The organism is Saccharospirillum sp. HFRX-2 (assembly GCF_043196805.1).
Lineage (GTDB): Bacteria > Pseudomonadota > Gammaproteobacteria > Pseudomonadales > Natronospirillaceae > Saccharospirillum.
Map to the genome: position 1 here is coordinate 614,252 of NZ_JBEBMU010000001.1, position 25,112 is coordinate 639,363.

The 25,112-nt window shown below is 57.7% G+C and carries 17 protein-coding genes; 8 read left to right on the forward strand and 9 right to left on the reverse strand.

Going from position 1 to position 25,112, the window contains the following annotated elements; translation table 11 throughout:
- Positions 1 to 40: 40 nt before the first annotated feature.
- A complete protein-coding gene (locus ABMA60_RS03060) occupies positions 41 to 946 on the reverse strand; it encodes a helix-turn-helix domain-containing protein (RefSeq protein WP_392798526.1) in 906 nt (301 codons plus the stop codon).
- 80 nt (positions 947 to 1,026) lie between these two features.
- Here ABMA60_RS03060 and ABMA60_RS03065 point away from each other — a divergent pair, with 80 nt between their 5' ends.
- Positions 1,027 to 2,007, forward strand: coding sequence for a phytanoyl-CoA dioxygenase family protein (locus tag ABMA60_RS03065; RefSeq protein ID WP_392798529.1), 981 nt, complete (start codon positions 1,027 to 1,029; stop codon positions 2,005 to 2,007).
- Positions 2,008 to 2,145: 138 nt separating this feature from the next.
- Here the strand turns inward: ABMA60_RS03065 and ABMA60_RS03070 are convergent, their stop codons facing one another.
- Positions 2,146 to 6,834, reverse strand: a complete 4,689-nt coding sequence (locus ABMA60_RS03070) for a translocation/assembly module TamB domain-containing protein (RefSeq protein ID WP_392798532.1) — start codon at positions 6,832 to 6,834, stop codon at positions 2,146 to 2,148.
- Positions 6,834 to 8,549, reverse strand: coding sequence for an autotransporter assembly complex family protein (locus ABMA60_RS03075; protein ID WP_392798536.1), 1,716 nt, complete (start codon positions 8,547 to 8,549; stop codon positions 6,834 to 6,836). Before ABMA60_RS03075 ends, ABMA60_RS03070 begins: the two co-directional genes overlap by 1 nt.
- A gap of 274 nt (positions 8,550 to 8,823) precedes the next feature.
- On the opposite strand from ABMA60_RS03075, the gene ABMA60_RS03080 reads away from it, so the two are divergent.
- Positions 8,824 to 9,114, forward strand: coding sequence for a PA4642 family protein (locus tag ABMA60_RS03080; protein WP_392798540.1), 291 nt, complete (start codon positions 8,824 to 8,826; stop codon positions 9,112 to 9,114).
- On the opposite strand, the gene radA is transcribed toward ABMA60_RS03080, so the two are convergent.
- The gene (radA, locus tag ABMA60_RS03085; RefSeq protein ID WP_392798543.1) at positions 9,111 to 10,493 is read right to left on the reverse strand and encodes a DNA repair protein RadA; all 1,383 of its coding nucleotides are present in this window, start codon (positions 10,491 to 10,493) and stop codon (positions 9,111 to 9,113) included. The genes ABMA60_RS03080 and radA overlap by 4 nt on opposite strands.
- A 131-nt stretch (positions 10,494 to 10,624) precedes the next feature.
- Here radA and ABMA60_RS03090 point away from each other — a divergent pair, with 131 nt between their 5' ends.
- From ABMA60_RS03090 to ABMA60_RS03115, 6 genes are all read left to right on the forward strand, one after another.
- Positions 10,625 to 11,956, forward strand: a complete 1,332-nt coding sequence (locus tag ABMA60_RS03090; RefSeq protein WP_392798546.1) for a deoxyguanosinetriphosphate triphosphohydrolase — start codon at positions 10,625 to 10,627, stop codon at positions 11,954 to 11,956.
- 137 nt (positions 11,957 to 12,093) lie between these two features.
- Positions 12,094 to 13,086 (forward strand): iron-siderophore ABC transporter substrate-binding protein, encoded by a 993-nt coding sequence (locus tag ABMA60_RS03095; protein WP_392798549.1) that lies wholly within the window; start codon positions 12,094 to 12,096, stop codon positions 13,084 to 13,086.
- A complete protein-coding gene (locus ABMA60_RS03100; RefSeq protein WP_392798552.1) occupies positions 13,083 to 14,123 on the forward strand; it encodes a FecCD family ABC transporter permease in 1,041 nt (346 codons plus the stop codon). Before ABMA60_RS03095 ends, ABMA60_RS03100 begins: the two co-directional genes overlap by 4 nt.
- On the forward strand, positions 14,120 to 15,163 hold the full coding sequence (locus ABMA60_RS03105) for a FecCD family ABC transporter permease (RefSeq protein ID WP_392798556.1): 1,044 nt from the start codon (positions 14,120 to 14,122) through the stop codon (positions 15,161 to 15,163). The genes ABMA60_RS03100 and ABMA60_RS03105 overlap by 4 nt, the downstream gene beginning before the upstream one ends.
- Positions 15,160 to 15,972 carry an ABC transporter ATP-binding protein gene (locus ABMA60_RS03110; RefSeq protein ID WP_392798559.1) on the forward strand — a complete coding sequence of 271 codons (813 nt, stop codon included), beginning with the start codon at positions 15,160 to 15,162 and terminating at the stop codon, positions 15,970 to 15,972. The genes ABMA60_RS03105 and ABMA60_RS03110 overlap by 4 nt, the downstream gene beginning before the upstream one ends.
- A 142-nt stretch (positions 15,973 to 16,114) precedes the next feature.
- The gene (locus tag ABMA60_RS03115; RefSeq protein ID WP_392798562.1) at positions 16,115 to 18,247 is read left to right on the forward strand and encodes a TonB-dependent siderophore receptor; all 2,133 of its coding nucleotides are present in this window, start codon (positions 16,115 to 16,117) and stop codon (positions 18,245 to 18,247) included.
- 95 nt (positions 18,248 to 18,342) lie between these two features.
- On the opposite strand, the gene ABMA60_RS03120 is transcribed toward ABMA60_RS03115, so the two are convergent.
- From ABMA60_RS03120 to carA, 5 genes are all read right to left on the reverse strand, one after another.
- The gene (locus ABMA60_RS03120) at positions 18,343 to 19,275 is read right to left on the reverse strand and encodes an SPFH domain-containing protein (protein ID WP_392798565.1); all 933 of its coding nucleotides are present in this window, start codon (positions 19,273 to 19,275) and stop codon (positions 18,343 to 18,345) included.
- Positions 19,276 to 19,300: 25 nt separating this feature from the next.
- Entirely contained in the window at positions 19,301 to 19,744 is a 444-nt protein-coding gene (locus ABMA60_RS03125) for an NfeD family protein (protein WP_392798567.1), read from the reverse strand.
- Between the two features lie 73 nt (positions 19,745 to 19,817).
- Positions 19,818 to 20,294 carry a transcription elongation factor GreA gene (greA, locus tag ABMA60_RS03130; protein ID WP_392798570.1) on the reverse strand — a complete coding sequence of 159 codons (477 nt, stop codon included), beginning with the start codon at positions 20,292 to 20,294 and terminating at the stop codon, positions 19,818 to 19,820.
- A gap of 129 nt (positions 20,295 to 20,423) precedes the next feature.
- A complete protein-coding gene (gene carB, locus ABMA60_RS03135; RefSeq protein WP_392798573.1) occupies positions 20,424 to 23,645 on the reverse strand; it encodes a carbamoyl-phosphate synthase large subunit in 3,222 nt (1,073 codons plus the stop codon).
- A gap of 85 nt (positions 23,646 to 23,730) precedes the next feature.
- Positions 23,731 to 24,867: a glutamine-hydrolyzing carbamoyl-phosphate synthase small subunit gene (carA, locus tag ABMA60_RS03140; RefSeq protein ID WP_392798575.1), complete on the reverse strand. Its 1,137-nt coding sequence runs from the start codon at positions 24,865 to 24,867 to the stop codon at positions 23,731 to 23,733.
- Positions 24,868 to 25,112 lie beyond the last annotated feature (245 nt).

The window sequence follows — 25,112 nt, forward strand, 5'->3', positions numbered from 1 at the left end:
AGGCCGGGCGAAAACACCAGACGGGCCAGCGCGATAACCGTCAGCGAAAACGGCGACGTAATTGGCCCGGCGTTTCACCACGGTATTTGCGAAACAGCCGGTTGAAATTGGCCAGGTTGGTGAAGCCAGAGCGTTCGGCGAGCAGCGCGATTGGCTGGTTGCTGCCAATCAGTTCCGAGCAGGCATGGCCCAGCCGAACCTGAGTCAAATAATGATGGACGCTCTGTTTCATATGGCGCCGGAAAAACCGGCTCAGCGTCGCCGGGCTCATATGGGCGCTGGCGGCCAATTCATCCAGCGACAAGGGCTCGGCAAAGCGCTGGTGGATGCGTTCCAGCAGGGCGCTTAATTGCTGCTGATCAGACGGCGCCGGTCGGCTGGCGGCAAAGCTCGGCGACGCCAGGGTCTGGCTGGGCGCATCGAGCAGTTGATCGAGAATGCTCAGCAAACTCGCCAAGCGTTCGCGCGGTGTGGCTTCGACCAGGGCTTCGAACTGCGGCAGCAGCTGTGCGCTCAACTGGGCATCGAAGGCCAGGCCCTGACGCGCCTGCAGCAATAAGTCGGGCAGCTGACGGTATTCGGCAAAACCTTCGCTGAGCCGTTGTACCCAGTCCTGACTGAACCAGAGCACAAAGGCGGTGTGTGGCTGGCTTGGGTCCGGTCGTTCCAGCGACTGCCAGGAATGCGGCAGGTTGGGGCCGATCAACGCCAGGTCGCCCGGTTGATAGTCGCTCAGATGATCGCCGACAAAGCGTTTGCCGGCGCTGTTTAAGGTCAGCGTCAGTTCGTATTCGGGGTGGAAATGCCACTCGAACGGCAGCTCATCCAACTGGCGATGAAAGAAGCGCCAGGAAGCGTCTTGCGGGGGTGCGATGTGTTCATGAAAGGCGCGCATGACGATGCATAGTAACCAGCAATAAGCCTGAGAATGATCGGAAAGTATCATTCTTTGCGTGCTTTGGATAACACCGATGCAGCGAGCCGACCAGAATAATCACTCCAACAAGAACAAAACGAGGAGATGGCATGCGTTCTCAAGCCTCAACATCCGGCCAACCGCAAAACCGTTACGGCTTTGGCGACAACGCTCCGGGCAATAATTCCATTGCCAATACCGGCGATGTGCAACTGCGTGAACTGGAAAAACAAATGCCGCTGCGGGTGCTCAGCGACGCCGATTTTGCGCACTGGCAGACTTACGGTTACGTCATTGTGCCGAATGCCATCGATGCCGATGCCATCGAACGCACGCGCCGGTTGTTATGGGAATTCCAGGAAATGGACCCGGACGACAGCCGCACCTGGTATCAGCATCAGCGGCGCGATCACGCCATGGTGGAGCTGAATAATTCCGGCATGGTGGAGTGTTACAACCATCCGCAGCTGTGGGCTAATCGTCAAACGCCGCGCATCTATAACGCCTTTGTCGATATCTGGGATCGCGAAGATTTGTGGGTCACCATCGACCGCGCCAACCTGAACCCACCGAATACTCAAAAGCGCGCCTTCAGCGGTTTTATTCACTGGGACGCCAATACCACTCTCGATCCGCTACCGATCAATGTGCAGGGCGTGTTGGCGCTGAGCGATACCGACGACGATACTGGCGGCTTCCAGTGCGTGCCGGAACTGTTCCGTGATTTCGATGACTGGCGCGCCAAGCAACCGGCCGATCGCGACCCTTATCAGCCGGACCTGGGCGACCTGAAACCAACCTCGATACCGCTGCGCGCCGGTGACTTACTGATCTTCAACTCGCTGCTCGCCCACGGCATTCGGCCGAACCATTCCGACCGCGTGCGCATGGCGCAATACATCGCCATGGTCCCCGCCGACGAGAGCAACACCGAGATCCGCGACTGGCGCATCCGTTCCTGGCGTGACCGCGAACCGCCCCAAGGCTATGCCTTTCCGGGCGATCCGCGTGAGTGGGAGAAGCTGAAGTATGGCCGGGCGGAGTTGACAGAGCTTGGGGAGAGGTTGCTTGGGTTGAAGTCCTGGCGTTGAGCCAGGCTTCAACGGGAGACGCTTGGCTGCTCCGCACCCGGGAGACGGAAGACGCTAAACCACTAAAACCTGCCCGTCGCTGCTACTTAGCGTCTCCCGTCTCCCGTCAAGCGTCTCCCGGGCGCCGCTAACGGCGCCTCAATAATCCTCACTCCAATTCAACTCCAACCCACCCGAGCCATATTGCCCATTGGTATACAACTCCAGACTGACCTCAGGTGTGACCTGGAATTGCAGTCGGCCGGAGAAGTTTTGCTCGGTGCGTACGCCGGATTCCACCTCCAGATAAAGTTGGTCCGACAGGTATTTGCCGGCCTGGACGTTGACCGCGGTTTCGCCCGCTTCGTTGGTGTTGCTGTCGAGTGACAGGGAGTCGAGACCGAGCAGTTCGCGCGTGGTGCCGAACAAATCCAGGCCGGAATTCGGGTCGCGCAGGCTGTTCAGAGCGCTGGCCAATTGGAATGCCTGGACGGCGGTCATCTCGTTCAGAGAGGTGCCGAACAGCAGTCGCGCCAGCAGCTCGTCGTTGGCCAGCGGCGGCTGCGAGGTCAGCGTCAGGTTGAGTTTGTCCTGGGTGCCGGTGATGTGCAGTTCGACGCTCAGTTCCGGGTTCGAATAATTCGCGGTGATGTCGAGAAAAATCTGGCTGCCCTGAACCTGGATATTGCCGTCGGTGATTTCGAAGATTTTGCCGAAGGCGGTGTAGGTTCCGCGGATCACCTGGAAGCGACCACCGACAGTCGGGCTGGCCAGTTCGTCGGTCAGATCGAGTTCGCCAGACAGTTCAGCTTCCAATCCCTGGCCGTAAATCTGCGCCCGGCGGTCGGCGCGCAGCCGAACCTGCCATTGGCCCTGGGGCGCGAGCAGTCGCGGTTCGGCGTCTTCGTCTTCGTCGTCTTCCGCTTCGCTGGCGCCATTGTTGCGCACCACGTTCAGGCTGGGTGCGCCGCTTTGCAGCAAGGAGTTCAACTGAATGGTCAGCGGTGCGACATCGACGTTGCCAGCGGCGGTCAGGTCGCGCCAGGGACCGGTGACGCTGACTTCACCGGTGACGCTGGCGTCCATATCGGCGCGGCGCAACAGATGGGCGCTGCGCGTGGTCATGGCGAGGTCGAGTTCGGGCATCCACCAGACGGTGCGATCTTCCGGCCATACAACTGAGCCGGCCAATTCGACGCTGCCGCCACCGTCGTCGGAAGCATCCAGTTCCAGTTGGAGGGTGCGGTTGTTGGCGCTCAGGTTACCGTTCATATCCGACAGCACGGCGCCGTAGGTGGCGTTTTCGTAGCGGCCGTTGCGCAGCGATACCTCGCCATTCCATTGCGGCCGCGACAGGCTGCCCTCGATGTTCAACTGGCCTTGCAGTTCGCCGCTGAAATCCTGGTCCGGCCGACCCTGGAAGAAGGGCTCGAAAACGGTGGAGTCGGTGTCGAAACGCAGTTCGGCATCGAACGGCCGGTCGGTTGGTTCGCCGCGCCAGTCGCTCAAGGCGGTCTGGGCGGTCTGGACGCTGACGTTGAGGCGTTCGACATTTTCTTCGCTGAGTTTGGCGTTGAGTTGGTGTTCGCCTGCTTCGGTCGCCAGATTGAGGTTCAGCACCAGCGGCCAGCGATCGGAGCGCCAGTCCAAACGGGCATCGACCACCGGTTCTTCGGCGCTGCCGCTCAGTTCGAAGTCGCCTTCCAGCGAACCGCTCCATTCCGGACTATTGGCCAGCCAATAGCGGCTGTCGGTGATGTTGATGTCGCCGTTGAGGGTCAGCTCATCCATGGAACCGGAGCCGCTGATCGACAACTGGCCGGCGCTGCCCAGATCGGCTTCGGCCTGTTGCAGCTGCCAGTCGTCGCGACGGCCCCGGCCATTGAGGTCGATGCGCCAGTCGGTCGGGTTGGTCAGCCCAATGCTGGCCGGCTGCCAGCGACCGGCGGCCTGCAATCGCAGGTCGAGTTCGGGATCGTCCATGCTGCCGGCGACGCCCAGGTCGGCGTTGATCTGGCCACTGACGCCGTTCTCCAGCGGCAAGCCTAAAGCGCGCAGTTGCTCGATGCTGAGATTGTCGACGCTCAGTTGGCCGTCGATTTCGTCGCCACTGCTGTCCAGCTGGCCGTCCAGTCGGCTGTCGCCCCAGTTCAGGCTGAGACTGTGGCGCAGTTGCGCGGACCATTCGCCCTGGCCGCGCCAGTTCAGTTGGAAACCCTGGTCGCGATAACGACCGCCGGCGCTCAGTTCGCCATCGAGCGTTAATTGTGGCCAGCGACCCTGAGCGCTCAACTGGCCGGAAGCCTCACCGCTCAAGGTTGAAAACGACTGGCTGATGCTGTCTGGCATCCAGGGTTCGATCCGCGCCCAGTCGAGGTTATCCAGATCAGCTTGCAGGTTCATGGCTTTGTCGGGCCAGTTGAGTTGGCCTGCGAGCCTGAGACTGGCGTTGCCGGAGCGCAGCTGAAATTGGTTGATGTCGACGTCGTCGACACTGGCTTGGGTCAGGTCGACCGTCAGTTGCAGCGGTGTTTGGTCGATGGCGCCGTCGAAGCTGGCCTGAGTGTTGGCGAGCGTCGGCCGTAGCAGATTGCCGCTGATCTGCCCTTGGGCATTGGCGGTACCGCTCAGTTGTTCCCAGGGATCGGGCAGGGAAAACGGCAGCGACTGCAGCTGGGCAACCGTCAGCTGGTTGACCTCGAACTGGCCTTGCAGCGCTGGCGTGAAGGGTTCTATCCAGCCTTGATAATGGATGTCGGCATCGCCCCAATGCACGCCAGCGTGGTTGATCTGCCAGCGCTCGCGTTGCTGCGCCTGAACGTCCAGATCGACGCTCAGTGGCAGCTCCTGCCAGTCGCCGTCGAGGGTCAGATCGGAAACCAGTCGTGGCTGAGTCCAGGGGCCGTTGAGGGTGAGTCGGCCGTTAATCTGGCCGCTCAGTTCGTCAAACAAGGCTGGCCAGGGCGGGGTAAAGGGCCTGATGCTGGCCAGGCGTACGCCCTGAGGAGTGGCGCTCAAATTCAGTTGGCGTTGCTGCCAATCGACCTGGCCGGCCAGTCCGGTTTCGGCGTCGCCGAGCGACAGCCGGCTCTCGGCCAGCGTCACCTGATGCAGGTTTAGTCGTTCGACCGCCAGGTCAGCGTTCAGCGGTTGATCCTGCCATTGGCCTTGTACCCTCAGGTTGCCACTGGTGTCGGGGTTACGCAGCGCGCCGCTCCAGCTCAGTTGGCCGTTGACCTGCCAGTCGTGATCGCCGGGCAGGGCGACCCCGAACACCGGCAACCAGTCGGAATCGACCTCGCTGAAACGGCTGTCGCCGCTCAGGGTGGCATTGCCGAAGTCGATGTTCAGATCGCCGGCGACCGCACCGAGATCAGACTCAAGCTGGATGTCGGCCAGGTTTAGTTGGCTGAGGGTCAGCCGGACCGGGGTCTGCAGTTGCAGCGTCTGGTCGTGGTAGGCGCCAGTGGCGCTGAGATCACCCGTCAGTACCGGCTGGCGCAACGGACCGTTGATGCTGCCTTCGATGTTGGCGTCATCGACGCTGATCGCACTGGGCCAGGCAGGCACCCAGTAACGCCAGTGGCGATCGGCCAGGTGTTGGCCGCTGATGCTCAGGTCGAGTCGTTGTCCGCCCCAATCAATGCGACCGGTGGTGGTCACTTCGGCCGGTCCCCAGTTGAGCTCGAATTCATCGATGGTGACGGCATTGCGGGTGGCGCTGGAACGAGTAGTGATGTTTAGGTTTTCGTCTTGCCACTGACCATCGAATTCAGCATCGCCGGCAAAGCGCGGTGCGCGCCAGCCGCCGGTCAGACGGCCGTCGACCGACAGGGCACCGTCCAATCCATCGACCGGCAGCCAGGGTTTTACCAGTGCCAGTGGCAGGGCGTCGGCGCTGAGCCTGAGGTCGGCGCGGTCGGCCTGCACAAAACCGTGCAAGCGGGCGGGCTGACCATCGGCGCTGAGTTCGAATTCGGAGAAAAACCAGCGGCCATTGTAAGGGTTGAGGCTGATGCCGCCTTCGGCGCGCAGCGATTGTTCGCGCCAGGGCAGGGTCAGGGTATCGATGCGCGCTTCAATCTGGCCCTGGCGTTGGCTCAGTTCCAGATCCCACTGGCCGACGATATCCTGTTGCAGCGGCCAGTCGAAGGCCTGTGCCCAGGCGCTGTCGGCCGGTGCCTTGAGTTCGCCCTGAATGCGCAGGGCATCGACGGCATCGACATTAACACCCAGCATCAGCGCACTGCGGCTGCCTTCGCTGAGCGTTAAATCGAGTCGCGCCGGCCAACTGCCCCAGTTGATGGCCATCTCGCCCACCGCTGTGGCGTCCAGCTCGGGCAGGCTGGGGTGTTGCACGCTCAGTCGATGAATCACCAGTTGGTCCAGTCGCGCCGACGGCAGTTTTGACCAGAGCTCAGCGACATCGGGTATGCCGCCGGCTTCGTTGTCTGGCGCTGCTTCCTCGTCGTTGCTAGCGGGAATCTGCACATCGAGGCGGTCGGCATTGAGGGCGTCGATCCACAGTCGGCGTTGCCACAGATAAGTGGGTCGCCATTGCACACTGAGGTTTTCGGCGTCGACGGCCACGCCATCGTCGCCGCTTTGCCAGCTCAGTTGTTCGAAGCGCCAGTCGCCGATGTCCGGACTGCGCGCGCCTTCGGTGTGCAGGCTGAACGGCGTGACGCGCGGCAGCCAGTATTCGGCCTGGCCCAACAGCGTCAGTCGGCCGCTTTCGCTGGCCAGCAGCCAGGCGACCACCAACAGCAGCGTTATGATCAGGCCAAGCAGGCTGCCCAGTCCGATCAACCAGGCGCGCGCGGCGCCTTTGCGCAATCGCCAGGCCATCAGAACGACTGCCCCAGGCTGATGTAAAGCTGATAATTCGGGTCGTCTTCGCGCTGATTCAGCGGCATGGCGATGTCGACCCGTATCGGCGCAAAGCGGGTGAAATAGCGCAGACCCAGGCCGACGCTGCTGTACCAATCCTGTTGACCAGAGGTCGGGTCCGCGTCTTCACTGACACTGGCGCTGTCGCTGAACAACACCAGCCCCCAGTTCTCACCCAGTTTGCCACGCAGCTCCAGACTGCCCTGCCATTGTTGGGTGCCGCTTTGATCGCTGCCGTTGATGCCAATGGAGCGGTAGGGATAGCCGCGTACCGAACCGCCGCCACCGGCTAACATGCGGTCGGACTGCGGTGCGGTATCGAGGTCGGTGTAATCGCGCAAGGCCCACAACGAACGCCATTCCAGGTGCGTGGCGATGATCAGGTCACCGTCCCAGGCCGGTAGAAAACCGGACCAGCCCAGAGTCCCGACCCAGAACGGGTCGCTGCTGCCTGACAGGCTCCACACCGGTTCTACGCCGAGGTCGTAGCGCATACCGTCGGTTGGATTCAGGCTGCCGGCCGAGCTGTCGTATTCGTAAGCCAGCGGCACCCGGACCAGACTGAATGAGTCCCAGTTGTCATCGACGCGCTCGTCACTGCGCTGGTAGGCGATGCCGTAGCTGTAAGTGTCACGGCTGGATGCCTGGCGGTCGATGGTGGCGCTGCTTAAATATTTATAAGTTTCCCCGTTTTCCGGCGTTTCGTGAACGAAGCTGTTGTCCTGCCTCAGGGTATTTCGCGCTTCCAGAAAGCCCGGTAACGTCAGCGTGACATTGGCGCTCTGCCGTTCCTGTTGCAGGCTTGTACCCAGTTCCAGCCATTGGGCACGGTGCCCCAGATTGCGGTGCTCCCAGCCCAAAGTCAGACCAAAGCCCTGATCGGTGTCCCAGCCGATACCGGCGCGCACCGTGCGTGGCGAACGCTTGATCACCTCGAAGGTGACGTCGACCTGGCCGGCTTCGTTGCGTGACAGCGATCGCCGCACCGTGGCAAAGAGTTGGGTTTGATAGAGGTTGATCACCGCCTGATCAATATCGGCGCGACGGAAGCAGGCACCGGTATCGAGGTCGGTTTGCCGGCGCAGATAGGCCTGGTTGATGTCGTCGGCGCCTTTGAACTGAATGTCGCCAATGCGTGATGGCTCGCTGGCGTTAACCCGATAACGCACCCGACCACCGGCTTCACCCGGCACCAGTCGGACTTCGTGGCTGACGGCCAACTGAAAGAAGCAGCCCTGATCATCGACAATGGATTGCAGACTGGATTGATCGCTGAGAATGGTTTCGGCATCCAGCGGTTCGCCTTCGCGCGCTTGCGGCCAGTCATCCGGTAGCTCGACCGTCACGCCCTGAATATCGACCGATAAGACTTTATATTGCGGTCCGGTATCGATGCGGTAACTCAGGCGTTCGCCGTTGTTGGTTTCTTCCACCCGATGCAGAATTTCAGCGTCGTAATAACCGCGCGAGTCGAGCCATTGAATCATGCGTTGACGTTCGCCCTGGGCCAGGCGATTGGAGCGTGGCGAGAGATTGATGGCGCGCAATGAATCCCGGTAGATGCGTAACTGATCGAGCAGTTCGCCTTGCAGGCCGCGATTTTTCGGCGACAGGGTCAGGTCGGAGCGACCGATACGCGGTAACTCTTCTGCGTCGGCCAGGCTGGCCATCATTAGCAGCGCGACGCCGAAAACGGCCGCCAGTAAACGTAAGGCTGTAATGATTGACCCCTTCGCGTCTTGGTGTGAATGGTGCTGTGTAGTGTCATCAGCTTGCCTGAACGCGGCCTGAAGGCAACGCATATAGCCCAGCTGGGTGCATTTATTCCAATAGGGCATTTCACCCAGCCTAACTATAACTTTAGAATGCCCGCCTTTGGTCGGCTTTGCGGCTGATCGCAACCGATAACATCCGCCGACGCTGTAAAAGCACCCCAAGAGGCACCCTATGAAACGAGACAAGCAACGTGTTGAAGGCGAAACCTGGAGCGAGGAGCATCTGGCGGAATATTTGGGTTTCAAAACATACGATGGCACCGACCCGGATTTCCATTGCCTTTACCGCGCTTATACCCGCATGAACGAGGTGACGTTCGAGCGTTTCGTGCAGCTGTTTCGTGACCAGGGTCGTAACGTCCAGGCGACCAATCTGGAAGGCCAGACGCTGGCCGATATCATCAAACAGCATCGCCAGTCCGAAGACTATCTTAAGGTGCTGCAGGGCGAGGCGATCAGCTAAAGATTCTGCAAGGCGGCCAGCACTTCATCGAGGCGCGCAGCGCCGATCACCGTCATTCCCTCAATCGGTTTCTTGGGCATATTGGCCTTGGGCATGATGGCTTTTTTAAAGCCGTGCTTGGCCGCTTCCGATAACCGCTCCTGGCCGTTAGGCACCGGTCGCAACTCGCCGTTTAAACCCAGTTCACCGAACACCACCCAGTCGCGCGGCAGCGGTTTGTCGCGCAGGCTCGATAACACCGCCAGTAAGGTGGCCAGGTCGGCGCTGGTTTCGGTGACGCGCACGCCGCCGACAACATTCAAAAACACATCCTGATCGCCGGTAAAAACACCGCCGTGCCGATTCAATATCGCCAGAATCAAACTTAAACGGTTGGTATCGAGTCCCACGGCAATGCGTCGCGGGTGGCCCATGCTGGTGCCATCGACCAAGGCCTGAAGTTCAATCAGCAGTGGCCGGGTGCCTTCCCAGACCACGGTAACCACCGAACCCGGCGCTTCTTCGCTGCCCTGGTTCAAGAAAATCGATGAGGGGTTTTTGACCTCTTTAAGACCCGAATCGAGCATCGCAAAGACGCCCAGTTCGTTGACCGCACCGAAGCGGTTTTTGATGGCGCGCAAGGTGCGAAAACGACTGTCGCCCGAGCTTTCCAGCATCACCGAGGCGTCGATCATATGCTCCAGCACTTTCGGCCCGGCCAGGCTGCCGTCCTTGGTGACGTGACCGACGATGATCAACACCGTGCCGGTTTGTTTGGCAAAACGCGTCAACCAAGCGGCGGATTCGCGTACCTGGGAGACCGAACCCGGTGCCGATTCGACATCGGGTGCGTGCATCACCTGAATGGAGTCGATGACCAGAATTTTCGGCGCGACCTCTTTGGCCGTTTCGGTGATGCTTGCCACCGAGGTTTCCGCCAGAATCGACAACTCATCCATGGGCAGGTTGAGTCGCTTGGCGCGCAAGGCGATCTGCTGCACCGACTCTTCGCCAGAGACATAGAGCACCGGCAACTGACGCGCCAGATGACAGAGCGTCTGCAACAACAAGGTCGATTTACCGGCGCCGGGATGACCGCCAATCAACACCGCGCTGCCGCCAACCAGGCCGCCACCGAGCACGCGGTCGAATTCACCCATGCCGGTGGCAATGCGCGCCTGCTCGGCCAGATCGACATCGGAAAGTTTTTGTATGCGCGAGCGGGAACCGGCAAAACCTTCGCGGTTATCGGTGAAGTCGGGTTGGCGCGCCGCAGCGCCAGTGGCCTCACGAAACTCCTTGAGCGTGTTCCAGGCCTTGCACTCGGTGCACTGGCCTTGCCATTTGGAATAGTCGGCGCCGCATTCACTGCAGACGAATTGAACTTTGCTCTTGGCCAAGAAAGGATGCCTCTGAGAATGCTGCCAAAGGTGCGCAGTTTGACACAGCGACCGGCGCTCATAAACGTCGACGGCTTGCCAGCGCATGCGTGCTGCTGGATCATTCACCCTTACGTTAACGAGATAGCCTCATGGATTGGACCCAACTGCTGACCACCGAACGCTACGGCCACCAGGCCATCGACGCCGAAGAACTGGGTCGCAGCCACTTCCATAAAGACCACGATCGCATTGTTTTCTCCAGCGCCTTTCGCAAGCTCGGCGGCAAGACGCAGGTGCATCCGCTGGCCAAGAATGACCATGTGCACAACCGGCTGATTCACAGCCTGGAAGTGGGCAGCGTCGGTCGCAGCCTGGGCATCCGCGTTGGTGAACGCATTCGCGAACAACTGCCAGCCTTTATTGAACCGGACGACCTGGGCGTCATCGTGCAAAGCGCCTGTCTGGCGCACGACATCGGTAACCCGCCGTTCGGTCATGCCGGTGAATACGCCATTCAGGACTGGTTTAAGCAGCCGGAAAATGAGTATTTGCTGAAGCCGTTGTCTGACGCCACGCGCCGTGATTTAACCCAATTCGAGGGCAATGCTCAGGGCTTTCGCATCGTCGCTCAGGTGGAATATCACCTCGGTCGCGGTGGTTTGCGGCTGACCTACCCAACGCTCGGCGCCTCCATCAAATACCCCTGGACCGCCGAAGGCGCCGGTGCCAAGGGCAAGTTCAGTTGCTTCGAACCGGAGCGTCCCATTCTGCAAAAACTGGCGGCGCAATTGGGCTTGGTGCCGCGTGGCGAATTCGGTTTTGCGCGCCATCCACTCAGCTATCTGATGGAGGCGGCGGACGACATCTGTTACGCCCTGATCGATCTCGAAGACGCCGTTGAATTGCACATTCTCGATTTCGAAGAAGTGCGCGATGTGTTTCAGAACATCCAGGGCAGTGGCGACCTCGACCTGGACAGTGCCGACAACGGCATTTCTTCCGGCCGTCAGTTGGCAGCGCTGCGTGGCAAAACCATCGGCGTGATCGTCGATGCCGTGGTTGATGCGTTTATTCAGCAACAGGACGCCATTCTCGCCGGTACTTTCGAAGGCGACCTGATCGCCAGTTGCCCGCCGCGCATCCAGCAAGGTATTCAGCGCGCCAAGACACTGGCCTACACCAAGGTGTTTCTCGATACCCAGAAAACCGAAACCGAGATCGGCGCCTACGCGGTCTTGAGTACTTTATTGCAGGCTTTTATCACCGCCGGTTTTGAGTTGTATAACAAGGGTGATCAGCAGCAACTCAGTTACCGCGCCAAACGCGTTTTCGACCTGATGGGCGATGAAGCACCGGCGGCCCAGAGTTCATTGGAGACGATTTATCACCGAGTGATCGACCATATTGCCGGCATGACCGACAACTACGCCAGCTATCTGGCGCGGCAGATTGGTGGACCGTCACAGCCGCATTTTGTGTGACGGGTTCAAAGGGGAACGCAGCGTTCGATGCGGCTGGGAGTCGTATTGAAAGCAATTATCATTATTGACTCTTGATGACGAAAGGATAGAGTTGCTGGCGGTTATCGCACTCTCACTCATTCGATAGAAGTCATCTTATGCGTCTGCAACTGCCCCATCCTGTCCTGATCTTCTGTTTCGCCGTCGCCACGCTGGCCTCCTGGTCGGCCGCGGCGGAACAACATTTTCCCCTGCAAATTGAGCACGCCTTCGGCACCACCACCCTGACTGAAAAACCCGAGCGTGTGGCCACCGTTGCCTGGGCCAACCACGAAGTGCCCTTGGCGCTGGGCGTGGTGCCGGTTGGTTTCGCGGCGGCTAATTTTGGTGATGATGACGGCGACGGTTTGCTGCCCTGGGTAAAGGCGCGTCTGGACGAACTCGGCGCCGACACTCCGGTTTTGTTTGACGAAGGCGACGGCATCGATTTTGAAGCCGTGGCAGCGACTCAGCCGGATGTGATTCTGGCGGCCTATTCCGGTCTCAGTCAGGCCGATTACGACACCCTGAGCATGATCGCGCCGGTGGTGCCTTTCCCGGAATCGCCCTGGTCGACCGACTGGCGCGAAATGATCCGTATCAACAGCGCCGGCATGGGCATGGCGGCAGAAGGCGAAGCCTTGATCGAGCAACTGGAACAACAGATTGCTGATACCGTGGCGGATTATCCGGAACTCGATGGCAAGTCGGCGATGTTTATTACCCACCTGGATGCGACCGATTTAAGTCTGGTGCGTTTTTATACCGCCAACGATACCCGGGTGAAATTCTTTGCCGATCTGGGTTTGCGCACGCCGCTAAGTGTTGAGCAAGCCAGTCGCGATGGTCAGTTCTCCGGCGAAGTCAGCGCTGAACAAATCGACCGCTTTAACGACGTCGATATCTTTGTGACCTACGGCGATGACAGCCTGTTGGCGCCGCTGAAGGCGAATCCGTTGACCGCCCGAATGCGCGCCATCGCCAACGATTCGGTAGTAATGCTGGGCAATGGTCCGATTGGTACCGCTGCCAATCCGACACCGCTGTCGATCGGCTGGGTGCTGGATGATTATGTCGCCATGCTGGCCGAAGCCGCACGCCGATCGCAATGACATCGGTTACTGGTTTGAAGGACGCAGCGCCGTCTTTTAAACGCAATAATGGGTTACGTTCGCTGAGTCTTTTAGCGCTGGTTTTAGTGTTGCTGGCGCTGTGCTTTTTATCGATTGCCGTCGGCACGCGCGACGTTAGCTGGGCGGAAATTAATGCCGCTTTGCAGGGCCAGATTAACAGCGTCGGTGAAGCTGCCGTCGCCACCCGAATTCCCCGTACTTTGTTGGCGGTTATCGCCGGCAGCGCCTTGGGTTTGGCAGGCGCCGTTATGCAGGGCGTGACGCGCAATCCGCTCGCAGACCCTGGCATTCTGGGTATCAATACCGGCGCGTCTTTGGCGGTGGTTATTGGTCTGGCCTGGTTTGGTATGAGCCTGGCACACAGCTATGTCTGGGTGGCAATTTTTGGTGCGGGCATTACTGCAGTTTTTGTTTATGCCATCGGCTCGCTGGGCCTGGGTGGGGCAACGCCACTTAAACTGGCGCTGGCCGGTGCGGCGACCTCCATTGCCTTGTCCAGTTTTACCATTGCTGTGGTGTTGCCGCGTAATGATATCGCCGGTGGCGTGCGTTCCTGGCAGATTGGCGGCGTCGGTGGCGCCACTTTCGATACCCTTCGTTTAGTGCTGCCATTTTTAGTCGTTGGCTTTGCGATCTGTCTGTTATCGGCGCGCAAATTAAACAGCCTGGCACTGGGTGATGAGCTCGCCGCTGGCTTGGGTGAAAACGTCATGCTGGCGCGATTAAGCGCTGGTTTTGGTGCCATCCTGTTGTGCGGCGCAACCACAGCGGCTTGTGGGCCCATTGGTTTTGTCGGTTTGGTGGTACCGCATCTGTGTCGGTTGTTGGTTGGTGTTGATCACCGTTGGTTGTTGCCGTTTTCCGCGCTCAGTGGTGCGGGTTTATTGCTGGTTGCTGATGTCGTTGGCCGCCTTGTCGCCCGGCCGAGCGAACTGGCGGTCGGCATTGTTACCGCCTTTATTGGCGCGCCCTTTTTTATCTGGATTGTGCGGCGCCAGCGAGTGCGTGATTTATGACGATCACCCAGACAGATGTGCTTGATCGTGTTGTGGCACAACGACATAAACGCCACCAGGGCTGGCGGTTTATCGCGCTGATTTTTGTGCTGATTTTGTTGTTTGGTTTCGCGCTGACGTTGTCATTGGGTCAATCTTTTACGCCGCCTTCGGCTGTGTTGCGCGTGCTGTTGGGCGAGCCGGTTCCCGGCGCCAGCTTTACCGTCGGTCAGCTGCGTTTGCCGCGCGCGGTGTTATCCATTCTGGTGGGGCTGAGTTTCGGTCTGGGCGGTGTCGCCTTTCAGATTATGTTGCGTAATCCACTGGCCAGTCCGGACATTATCGGTGTCAGTTCCGGCGCCAGTGCGGCAGCGGTTTTTGCCATTGTCGTACTGCAATGGGACGGCACAGCGGTGACGGTTTTTTCTGTGCTGGCGGGGCTGGGTGTTGCCTTGCTGGTGTATGGGTTGTCGTTTAAAAACGGCGCCGCCGGCAGTCGGTTGATTCTGATTGGCATCGGCGTAGCGGCAATGATCGAAAGTTTTATCAGCTACGTTTTGTTGCGCGCACCCGCCTGGGATTTGCAGCAAGCCATGCGCTGGTTGACCGGCAGCGTGAACGCGGCGCAACTGAATCAGGCTTGGCCGGTGTTGGTTGCTTTGCTGGTTTTTGGTGGCCTGCTGCTTAGCCGGCGGCGCGATCTGGATGCGCTGCGCATGGGCGACGATACCGCTGCGGCGCTGGGTGTAAAAGTAGGAGTTACCCGGGTCATGGTTATTGTCTGCGCGGTCGGCATGATCGCTGTGGCGACCGCTGTTACCGGCCCCATTGCCTTTGTTGCGTTTCTCTCCGGTCCGATTGCTGCACGCATCGTTGGTAGTAAAGGTTCGCTGTTAATTCCCTCGGCTTTAGTCGGCGCTGCTCTGGTGTTGATGGGCGATTATGTCGGACAGTTTTTATTACCCAGCCGTTATCCGGTTGGCGTGGTCACCGGTGCCTTGGGCGCGCCCTATCTGATTTATCTGATCATTCGCGTGAACCGTGCAGGAGGTTCGTTGTGACGCTGGAGCATCGTTTGGTGGTCGAGAATTTATCGGCCGGTTATGGCGAACGCACCATTCTAGATGGTTTGAATCTCGATGTTATTCCCGGTCGCATTACCTCCATTGTCGGTGCCAATGCTTGTGGTAAATCGACCTTGTTGCGCACCATGTCGCGGTTGTTGAAACCCACAGCTGGACAGGTATTCCTCGATGGTAAGTCGGTGCATCAGGGCCCCACGCGAGAGCTCGCCCAAACGCTGGGATTATTGCCGCAGTCACCGATTGCGCCGGAAGGCATTACCGTGGCTGATCTGGTCAGCCGGGGTCGTCATCCTCACCACGGTTTGATGTCGCGTTGGGGCAGGCGTGATGACGACGCGGTGGCCCAGGCGTTAGAAGTGACCAAGACTGCTGAGTTGATGGATCGCGATGTCGACGAACTGTCCGGCGGGCAGCGCCAGCGCGTCTGGATCGCCATGGCACTGGCGCAGGAAACAGCGTTGCTGCTGTTGGACGAACCGACCACTTTTTTAGATGTCAGCCATCAGGTGGAAGTACTGGATTTGTTGGTCGATCTGAACCAGAGCCGGGGCACCACCATCGTCATGGTGCTGCACGATCTGAACTTGGCGGCGCGTTATTCCGATCAGTTGGTGGCGCTGCAGGGCGGGCGCTTGTACGCCCAGGGTGCGCCTGAAACGGTTATGGATGAAGCCATGATTGAGTCGGTATTCGGGCTGCGCAGTCAGGTGATGACCGATCCGGTTTCCGGCAAACCGATGGTGTTACCCATCGGCCGGCATCGTTTGTCGCCGGGCACGAATTGAGATAAAAAGTCAACAGCAAACGCAAATGATCATAATTCCCATTAGCATTGACTAAGTAAGCCTCTCCTTACACACTATGACACCCCTGAAACCAACGGGTCGCAGGCATCCTCCGATGCTCGGCCTACTGAGGATGTCTATCATGTTCCAATCCAAACCGCGGATGATTTCAGCATGGACTCGCTGTCAACGTTCCACCTCTGTCCTGCTGTGTTGTACTCCGTTGGTGTTTGCGCCGCTGAGTGTTCAGGCCGAGCAGACTGAGAACGAAACCGAAGCAGAAAGCTTCCGTCTTGCACCCATCATCGTTAATGCCCAGGTGCAGGCCGATGACGATGCTGAATCCACCGTCGCCCAGGAGCTCTGGGTCGGCGGCAAAGTTGCTACCAGTATTCTTGATACTCCGGCTTCTGTTTCAGTGATTACGCAAAAAGAAATTGAACAGCGCGACGCCAATACGACTGAGGAAGTTTTGCAGTATACGGCGGGTACGGTCACCGATTATTACGGTACCGATGACCGCAATGATTACTTCCAGATTCGTGGCTACAACGCGACTACTTACCGTGATGGTTTGACGCTGGGTTCCATGCGCGGAGTTCGCGAAGAGCCGTATGCGTTCGAGCGAGTCGAAGTGCTGCGTGGCGCTAACTCAACCTTATTTGGTCCTGCTGATCCCGGTGGTTCAATAAATTTTGTCAGTAAGCAACCTCGCTTTGAACGTTTCGGTGAAACGTATCTGACATTGGGTTCGTTCAGTCATATGGAAGCAGGTGTCGATGTCGGGGACGTTCTAAATGATGATGAAACACTGGCTTATCGACTGACAGGTAAAATAAAAGACAGCGAGCGCGAGTATGAACATTCGCGTGACAATACTGGTTTTGTAATGGGTGGTTTAACCTGGGATGCGACCGACAACACAACCACTACCATTATCGTCGATTACCTGAACACCGATAGTACGCCGAACAGTGGTGGCTATGGGTTTGATAAGGAATATGACCGTAGCGACTTTTACGGTGAGCCGGACTACAACTTCCATGATGTAGAACGTATAACGGTTTCGGGTCGAGTCAGCCATGATTTTAATAATGGCTTAATGCTCAGTAGTAATATTCGCTATAGCGATTTAACTGATGATTATGGTCAAGTCTATATCACCGACAGTGAGGGCCGAACCGGTTCTGTTGTCGATCGCGACTATCTGGGCTCCGACCGTGAAGCTCAAGAACTGATCGGTAATATTATTACCCAATATAGCGCGGAGTTTGATCTATTCGATAGCAATACGGCGGCTGGAGTTGAGTACCGCAATGCATCAAGTAGCAGTACGTCGGTATACGGTGACACAAGCTCAATTGATCTCAACAACCCAAGTTACTCAGGTGCGCCATCTAGCTTGTCCGTCTATCAAGACCAGACGTTGGAATATTCCGCGCTAGCATTCTTTATTCAGCAAAACATCGCCATCAACGATCGATATATTGTGACTGCAGGTCTGCGTAATGACCTGTTGGATATCTCACGAGAGGGCGAGAGTGCTTATACAGGTTCCTTAGATGCCGAAGATGATTTCTCGGAATTCTCCTTCCGAGGTGCCTTGACCTATATCGTTAACGATTCAGTGTCCACCTACGTCAGTATGGTTGAGTCTGTTGAACCACCAGAAGCGGGCTCCGAGCCTGAACGTGGAGAACAGTATGAGTTGGGTGCTAAGTATTCACCGGCTGACATGAATGCGGTGTTCTCTGCTGCGGTCTATCAGTTGACCATTGGCAATGACAGTATCGCTATTATTGGTGGAGATGGCAGCATTACACGTGAAAGTATCGATGAGTCCTTGGTCCGCGGTCTTGATTTGGAGGCCAGAGCTGAAGTTACTGCCAATCTGAGTATAACAGCAGCCTATTCTTACATGATGTCGGAGATCGAACGGCGTGAAGGTTCTGAAGAAAAAGAAGGCAATGAACTACCGACTGCTCCGAATCACACTGCTTCCGTTTGGGGTTTCTATGAAGTGCCGGAATTGGACCTCGGTGTTGGCTTGGGAGCTCGATATGTTGGTGCCTATTACTTCACAGAAGATAACGATGATGAAAGCGATGCGGCCGTCATCTTTGATACCTCTTTGAGTTATCAGCCGATCGACAATACAGATGTATCAATTAATGTCAGTAATCTGCTGGATGAGCAACATGTTGTGAATAAGGGATCTGCAGCATACTACAACCCAGGCCGCGAAATTACCGCAACCGTTAGCTATAACTGGTAAGCAAGTCGTTCGATAGAACGCAATAAAAAACCGGAGCCGAGTTATCGACTCCGGTTTTTTATTCAACAAAAGTATTCAGCTTAGTACTGAAATCCTCAGTTACCCGCCTTCTTTAATACTTCCGAAAGGCCCGCAACGGCACCGCCAATATTCGACAACTCAGCTGGCAGAATCAGCGTATTGTTGGTCTTAGCCAGCTTGCCGAATTCACCAACATACTGCTCGGCGATGCGCAGGCTGACGGCGTCTTTGCCGCCGGGTGTTTGAATCGCTTCGGCGATTTTGCGCAGACCTTCGGCGGTAGCGATAGCGATCAGTTCGATCTCTTTAGCGCGGCCTTCGGCTTCGTTGATCTGCTTGAGTTTTTCACCTTCGGAGAGGTTGATGACTTCCTGTTTCTGACCTTCAGACACGTTAATCATCGCCTGACGTTCACCTTCGGATTTGGCGATGGCAGCGCGACGTTCACGCTCGGCACGCATCTGCTGTTCCAGCGCATCTTTGATGCTTTCCGGCAGCGAAATGTCGGAAATTTCGTAACGCAGTACTTTAATGCCCCAGGGCGCAGCGGCTTCGTCCAAAGCCTTGACGACCACTTCATTGATCTTGGCGCGTTCCTCGAAAGTTTTGTCGAGGTCGGTCTGGCCGATCACCGAACGCATAGTGGTTTGTGCTAACTGGCTGGCGGCATTGCGGTAGTTGTCGACACCGTAACTGGCTTTGTGGGCATCTATCACCTGAATGTAGAGCACGCCGTCGATACCGACCTGGATGTTGTCCTTAGTGACACAGTCCTGCTGGGCAACGTCGATGACTTCCTCTTTCAAGGTGTGCTGGTAAGCGACCTTGTCGATAAAGGGAATCAGAATATGAAAACCGGAGTCGAGGGTTTTGGAGTATTTACCCAAACGCTCGACGACGAAGTTGGAACGTTGCGGAACAATGCGCGCCGTCTTGAGAATGACGACAATAACAGCGAGGGCAATACCCAACGCCAGAATAGTGCCGATATCGAGAAAGCCGTTCATGGGATGTCCTTATTGAGTGGGGGATTCAGTTGGGGCGCTGGCGACTGACCGTCAGCCGGATGCCTTCGTTAGCGACGACCCAGGCAACATCGCCGGCTTTAAGGTCGTCGTCGCTCAGTGCGTCCCAGGCGACGCCATTGAGAATGACGCGGCCGGCGCCCTGATTAAAATCGTTTTCCACTGTTACGCGTTCACCCAAATCCTGACGAAAAGCGCTGTGGCTTTCGCCTTGGTCAGTCGTGAAGCCACCGAACCAGGCTTTAAGGCGACGCCGGGCGAGCACGAGTGAACCCAGGCTGACAATGCTGAAGGTGAGTAATTGCCAGGTCAGGCTATCGACCCAGCCCAGCCACATCAGAATACCGGTCACCAAAGCACCGAGGCCGATAAACACAGCGACTACACTGGTCGCCAATAATTCAGACAGAATCAGCAGGATGCCGACAACAATCCAGATGATCGCATTCATCCCGGTTTCCCTGTGGTGGGGCGTCCGTTTTCACGCACGCACGGCTGTTTATTGTGGTACTGATTGCGCGGATTTATTTGTGTTCGACTTGCTCAATTTCGTATTCAACATCGCCGCCGGGGGTTTTCACCACCACTTCGTCGCCTTCTTCTTTGCCGATCAAGGCGCGGGCAATGGGTGAGCTGTAGGAGATCTTATTGACCTTCACATTGGCTTCGTCTTCGCCGACGATTTTGTAAGTGACGCCCTGGTCGGTTTCCAGGTTAAGCAGGGTGACGGTGCAACCAAAAATCACTTTGCCGCTGTGCGGAATATCGTGAATGTTGATCACCTGAGCGTTCGACAGTTTACTCTCGATTTCCTGAATGCGACCCTCGATAAAACCCTGCTGTTCGCGCGCTGCGTGGTACTCGGCGTTCTCTTTTAAGTCGCCGTGTTCACGCGCTTCCGCAATGGCTTTGATAACCGTTGGTCGTTTGTTTTGTTTGAGGTCTTTCAACTCATTTTGTAAGGCGATTTCGCCTTCGAGTGTCATCGGGTGACGTTGCATCTGAGTGCTTCCTGTACTGGAACCGGACGGTTAAACCGACGCGGCGGATGATTCAAATTCGGTGCTTGCCTGATGGCAAATAAAAAGGGCGCCGCAGCGCCCTTATTTAAATCGCTTGGCGCTGTCGGATCAGGCGATGTGCTTTTCGTGCAGCTGTTGCAAGCGGCGCACGGCAGTGTTCTGAACGAACTGTAATGCCATGACCGAAGCCTCTGCAGCGGCCATCGTCGTAGTGTAGTAAACCTTGTGTTGCAATGCACTACGGCGGATAGCGGAGCTGTCGATGATCGACTGGCGGCCTTCGGTGGTGTTGATCATAAAGGCGACTTCGCCGTTCTTGATCATGTCCACCAGGTGCGGCCGACCTTCTTTCACCTTATTGACCACGCTGACCGTCAAGCCTTCGTTTTCCAGGAACTTGGCGGTGCCGCTGGTGGCACACAATTCAAAGCCCAGTTCGGCCAGAGCACGGGCTGTCGGCAGAATGGTTTTCTTATCGCGATCCTTAACCGAAACGATCACCTTGCCGGTTTCCGGCAAGCGAGTGCCAGCGCCAAGCAAGGCTTTGGCATAGGCTTCGGCAAAGGTTTCGCCGATGCCCATCACTTCACCGGTGGATTTCATTTCCGGTGACAGAATCGGGTCGACACCCGGGAACTTATTGAACGGCATTACCGCTTCTTTGACCGAGTAATAGGTCGGGATCAGTTCCTGAGTGAAGTTCAGTTCGGCCAGCGTTTTGCCGGTCATGACCTGAGCGGCGACCTTAGCCAGTGACACGCCGATGGCTTTGGAGACGAATGGCACGGTACGCGAAGCGCGCGGATTCACTTCGATGATGTACAACTGCTCGTCCTGCCAGGCCATCTGCACATTCATCAGGCCGATGACATTCAGTTCCAGCGCCATGGCGGTGACCTGTTCACGAATCAGATCGAGCGCTTTCTGTGGCAGGCTGTACGGCGGCAGCGAACAGGCGGAATCACCGGAGTGCACGCCGGCCTGTTCGATGTGTTGCATGATGCCGCCGATGACCACTTGCTGGCCGTCGCTGACCGCATCGATGTCGACTTCGATAGCCGCATCGAGGAAGTGGTCGAGCAGCACCGGCGCGTCGTTGGAAACGCGCACCGCATCGTTCATATAGCGTTCCAGTTCGCTCTCTTCATAAACGATTTCCATGGCCCGGCCGCCCAACACATAAGACGGACGCACCACCAGCGGATAGCCGATTTTCGCCGCCACGGCGAGCGCCTGTTCGTGGCTGCGCGCCAGACCATTTTCCGGTTGCAGCAGGCCGAGTTTGTCGGCCATCACCTGGAAGCGTTCGCGGTCTTCGGCGCGGTCGATGGCATCCGGTGCGGTGCCGATAATCGGTGCGCCGGCGGCTTCCAAATCGCGCGCCAGTTTCAGCGGCGTCTGACCACCGAACTGAACGATAACGCCCTTGGGCTTTTCCAGCTCGATGATTTCCAGCACGTCTTCGAGCGTGATCGGCTCGAAGTACAAACGGTCGGAGGTATCGTAATCGGTAGAGACGGTTTCCGGGTTGCAGTTGACCATGATGGTCTCAAAACCGTCTTCGCGTGCGGCCAGGGAGGCGTGCACACAGCAGTAATCGAATTCGATGCCCTGACCGATGCGGTTGGGGCCACCACCGATGACCATAATCTTGTCGCGATCGCTCGGCGCGGCTTCGCATTCCTCGTCGTAACTGGAATACATATAGGCGGTGCTGGAAGCGAATTCAGCGGCGCAGGTATCGACGCGTTTGTAGACCGGGCGAATGCCCTGGGCCCAACGCTTTTTACGCACTTCCTGTTCGCTGACGCCGACCAAACGCGCCAGGCGTTCGTCGCAGAAACCCTTGCGTTTTAATTGGCGCATGCGGGTTTCGTCGAGGTCTTTCAGGCCGGATTCAGTGAGCGTTTTTTCTTCGTTAATCAGGTCTTCGATCTGCACCAAAAACCACGGATCAATACCGGTTAAGCGTTGCACTTCCTCGACGCTGAAATCGGCACGGAAGGCATCGCCGATGTACCAGATGCGCTCGGCACCGGGTTCTTTCAGTTCGCGTACGATGGTGTCGATGGCACTCTCGGCGTTGAGATCGACCTTGGGGTCGAGACCACCGACATTGACTTCCAGACCACGCAGCGCTTTCTGCAGCGATTCGGAGAAGTTACGGCCGATGGCCATGACTTCGCCGACCGATTTCATCTGGGTGGTTAAACGATCATTCGCTTGCGGGAATTTCTCGAACGCAAAGCGCGGAATCTTGGTGACCACGTAATCGATGCTCGGCTCGAACGAAGCCGGCGTTACGCCGCCGGTGATTTCATTGCGCAGTTCATCGAGCGTATAACCGACCGCCAGTTTGGCGGCGACCTTGGCGATCGGGAAGCCGGTGGCTTTCGATGCCAGCGCCGAAGAACGGCTGACGCGCGGGTTCATTTCGATGACCACCATGCGGCCGGTCTGCGGATCGACACCAAACTGAACGTTGGAACCGCCGGTCTCGACACCGATTTCACGCAACACCGCCAGCGAGGCGTCGCGCATGATCTGGTATTCCTTGTCGGTCAGCGTTTGCGCTGGCGCGACGGTGATGGAATCGCCGGTGTGTACGCCCATGGCGTCGAAGTTTTCGATGGCACAGACGATGATGCAGTTGTCCGCTTTGTCGCGGACCACTTCCATCTCGTACTCCTTCCAGCCGATCAGGCTTTCGTCGATCAGCAGTTCGTTGGTCGGCGATAAGTCCAAACCGCGTTCGCAGATTTCATCGAACTCTTCTTTGTTGTAAGCGATGCCGCCACCGCTGCCGCCCATGGTGAAGGACGGACGGATAATGGCCGGAAAGCCGATCCATTCCAGAATGTCCCAGGCTTCCTGCATGGAGCGGGCGATGCCCGAGCGCGGTGTTTCCAGGTTGATGGCTTTCATCGCCTTATCGAACCGTTCGCGGTCTTCAGCTTTGTCGATGGTGTCGGCGTTGGCGCCGATCATCTGTACACCGAATTTTTCCAGGACGCCGTGTTTTTCCAGATCGAGTGCGCAGTTCAACGCCGTTTGGCCGCCCATGGTCGGCAGCAGGGCGTCGGGTTTTTCCTGCTCGATGATCTTGGCAACTTCGGTCCACACCACCGGTTCGATGTAGGTGGCGTCGGCCATGGCCGGGTCGGTCATAATGGTGGCCGGGTTGGAGTTCACCAGAATGACGCGGTAACCCTCTTCGCGCAGGGCCTTGCACGCCTGGGCACCGGAGTAGTCGAATTCACAGGCCTGGCCGATGACGATGGGGCCAGCGCCGAGGATCAGAATGCTTTTTATGTCTGTGCGTTTGGGCATGGGTCAGTCGCTTCGCTTTGTGACGCTTGACGCATGACGGGAGACGGGAGACGCAAGCTTGGGTTTAGCGTCTTCCGTCTCCCGTTCAGCGTCCAGCGTTATCCATTAACTCAATAAAGTGGTCGAACAGGGGCGCGCAGTCGTGTGGGCCGGGGCTGGCTTCCGGGTGACCCTGGAAGCCGAACGCTGCCTTGTCGGTGCGGTGAATGCCCTGGACGGTGCCGTCGAATAGTGAGCGGTGTGTCAGCTCGACGTTGCTCGGCAGACTGTCACCATCGACCGCGAAGCCATGGTTCTGGCTGGTGATCATCACCGTCTTGTCGGCGATGGTTTCCACCGGGTGGTTGGCGCCATGATGGCCGGTCGCCATCTTCATGGTCTTGCCGCCACTGGCCAGTGCCAGTAACTGGTGGCCGAGGCAGATGCCGAACACCGGAATCTCGGTTTCCAGAATCTGCTGGATGGCTTCAATAGCGTAATCGCAAGGCTCAGGGTCGCCCGGTCCGTTCGACAAAAAGACGCCATCCGGATTCATCGCCAGCACGTCTTTGGCTGGGGTCTGCGCCGGAACCACAGTCAGTTTGCAGCCGCGATCGACCAGCATGCGCAGGATGTTGCGCTTGGCACCGAAGTCGTAAGCGACAACGTGGTAGTTCAGTTCGGCCTCGGTTTTTTCGCTGTGGCCGTGGCCCAGTTGCCAGCTGCCGGAGCGCCAGTCGTATTGTTCCTTGACGCTGACGACCTTGGCCAAATCCATATTTTTCAACCCGGCAAAGCCGCGTGCCTTAGCCAGTGCATCGGTTTCATCGATATTGTCGCCGGCGACGATGCAGGCGCTCTGGGCGCCTTTTTCGCGCAGCAGTCGGGTCAGGCGACGGGTGTCGATATCGGCAATGGCGACGACGTTATTGGCGATCAAAAATTCGCTCAGCGAGCCCTGGCTGCGGAAGTTCGAATGCAGCAACGGCAGATCGCGGATCACCAGGCCAGCGGCCCAGACGCGGTCGGACTCGTTGTCTTCATCGTTGGTGCCGGTATTGCCGATGTGAGGATAGGTGAGGGTGACGATTTGTCGGGCGTAGGATGGGTCGGTCAGGATTTCCTGGTAACCGGTCATGGCGGTATTGAACACCACCTCACCGATCGATTCTCCAGGAGCGCCAATACTGACCCCCCGGAATAGACTACCGTCGGCGAGAGCAAGTATGGCTGGCGTACTCAAGATCCGTTCCTCTGGTTAAAGCGAGTGGACGTCATGGGCAGCGGCGCTTTGATGGTGCTGTTTAGCAACCTGACCGGATGGACAATAGTCCTGGCCTCTTTCGCAAAAAAGCGAGATGAAGTAGCCTCCATCCCGCTCGGAATTCGTTTGCGATGTGCAAAGTCGCGACCTGTGCTCAGCAGCTTAGACGCAAACGCCTGATTTTGCTGTGCCGGCGATCCGGGTGCCGTGCCCAAATTTCGGGG

Bases quoted from the DNA above. Each gene is read 5' to 3' on its own strand.
- ABMA60_RS03125 (WP_392798567.1), bottom strand. From the start codon at position 19,744: ATGAATGCGATCATCTGGATTGTTGTCGGCATCCTGCTGATTCTGTCT.
- ABMA60_RS03100 (WP_392798552.1), top strand. From the start codon at position 13,083: ATGACATCGGTTACTGGTTTGAAGGACGCAGCGCCGTCTTTTAAACGC.
- carB (WP_392798573.1), bottom strand. From the start codon at position 23,645: ATGCCCAAACGCACAGACATAAAAAGCATTCTGATCCTCGGCGCTGGC.
- ABMA60_RS03120 (WP_392798565.1), bottom strand. From the start codon at position 19,275: ATGAACGGCTTTCTCGATATCGGCACTATTCTGGCGTTGGGTATTGCC.
- greA (WP_392798570.1), bottom strand. From the start codon at position 20,294: ATGCAACGTCACCCGATGACACTCGAAGGCGAAATCGCCTTACAAAAT.
- ABMA60_RS03065 (WP_392798529.1), top strand. From the start codon at position 1,027: ATGCGTTCTCAAGCCTCAACATCCGGCCAACCGCAAAACCGTTACGGC.
- ABMA60_RS03070 (WP_392798532.1), bottom strand. From the start codon at position 6,834: ATGGCCTGGCGATTGCGCAAAGGCGCCGCGCGCGCCTGGTTGATCGGA.
- ABMA60_RS03080 (WP_392798540.1), top strand. From the start codon at position 8,824: ATGAAACGAGACAAGCAACGTGTTGAAGGCGAAACCTGGAGCGAGGAG.
- ABMA60_RS03075 (WP_392798536.1), bottom strand. From the start codon at position 8,549: ATGATGGCCAGCCTGGCCGACGCAGAAGAGTTACCGCGTATCGGTCGC.
- ABMA60_RS03090 (WP_392798546.1), top strand. From the start codon at position 10,625: ATGGATTGGACCCAACTGCTGACCACCGAACGCTACGGCCACCAGGCC.
- ABMA60_RS03060 (WP_392798526.1), bottom strand. From the start codon at position 946: ATGATACTTTCCGATCATTCTCAGGCTTATTGCTGGTTACTATGCATC.
- ABMA60_RS03095 (WP_392798549.1), top strand. From the start codon at position 12,094: ATGCGTCTGCAACTGCCCCATCCTGTCCTGATCTTCTGTTTCGCCGTC.
- ABMA60_RS03115 (WP_392798562.1), top strand. From the start codon at position 16,115: ATGTTCCAATCCAAACCGCGGATGATTTCAGCATGGACTCGCTGTCAA.
- ABMA60_RS03105 (WP_392798556.1), top strand. From the start codon at position 14,120: ATGACGATCACCCAGACAGATGTGCTTGATCGTGTTGTGGCACAACGA.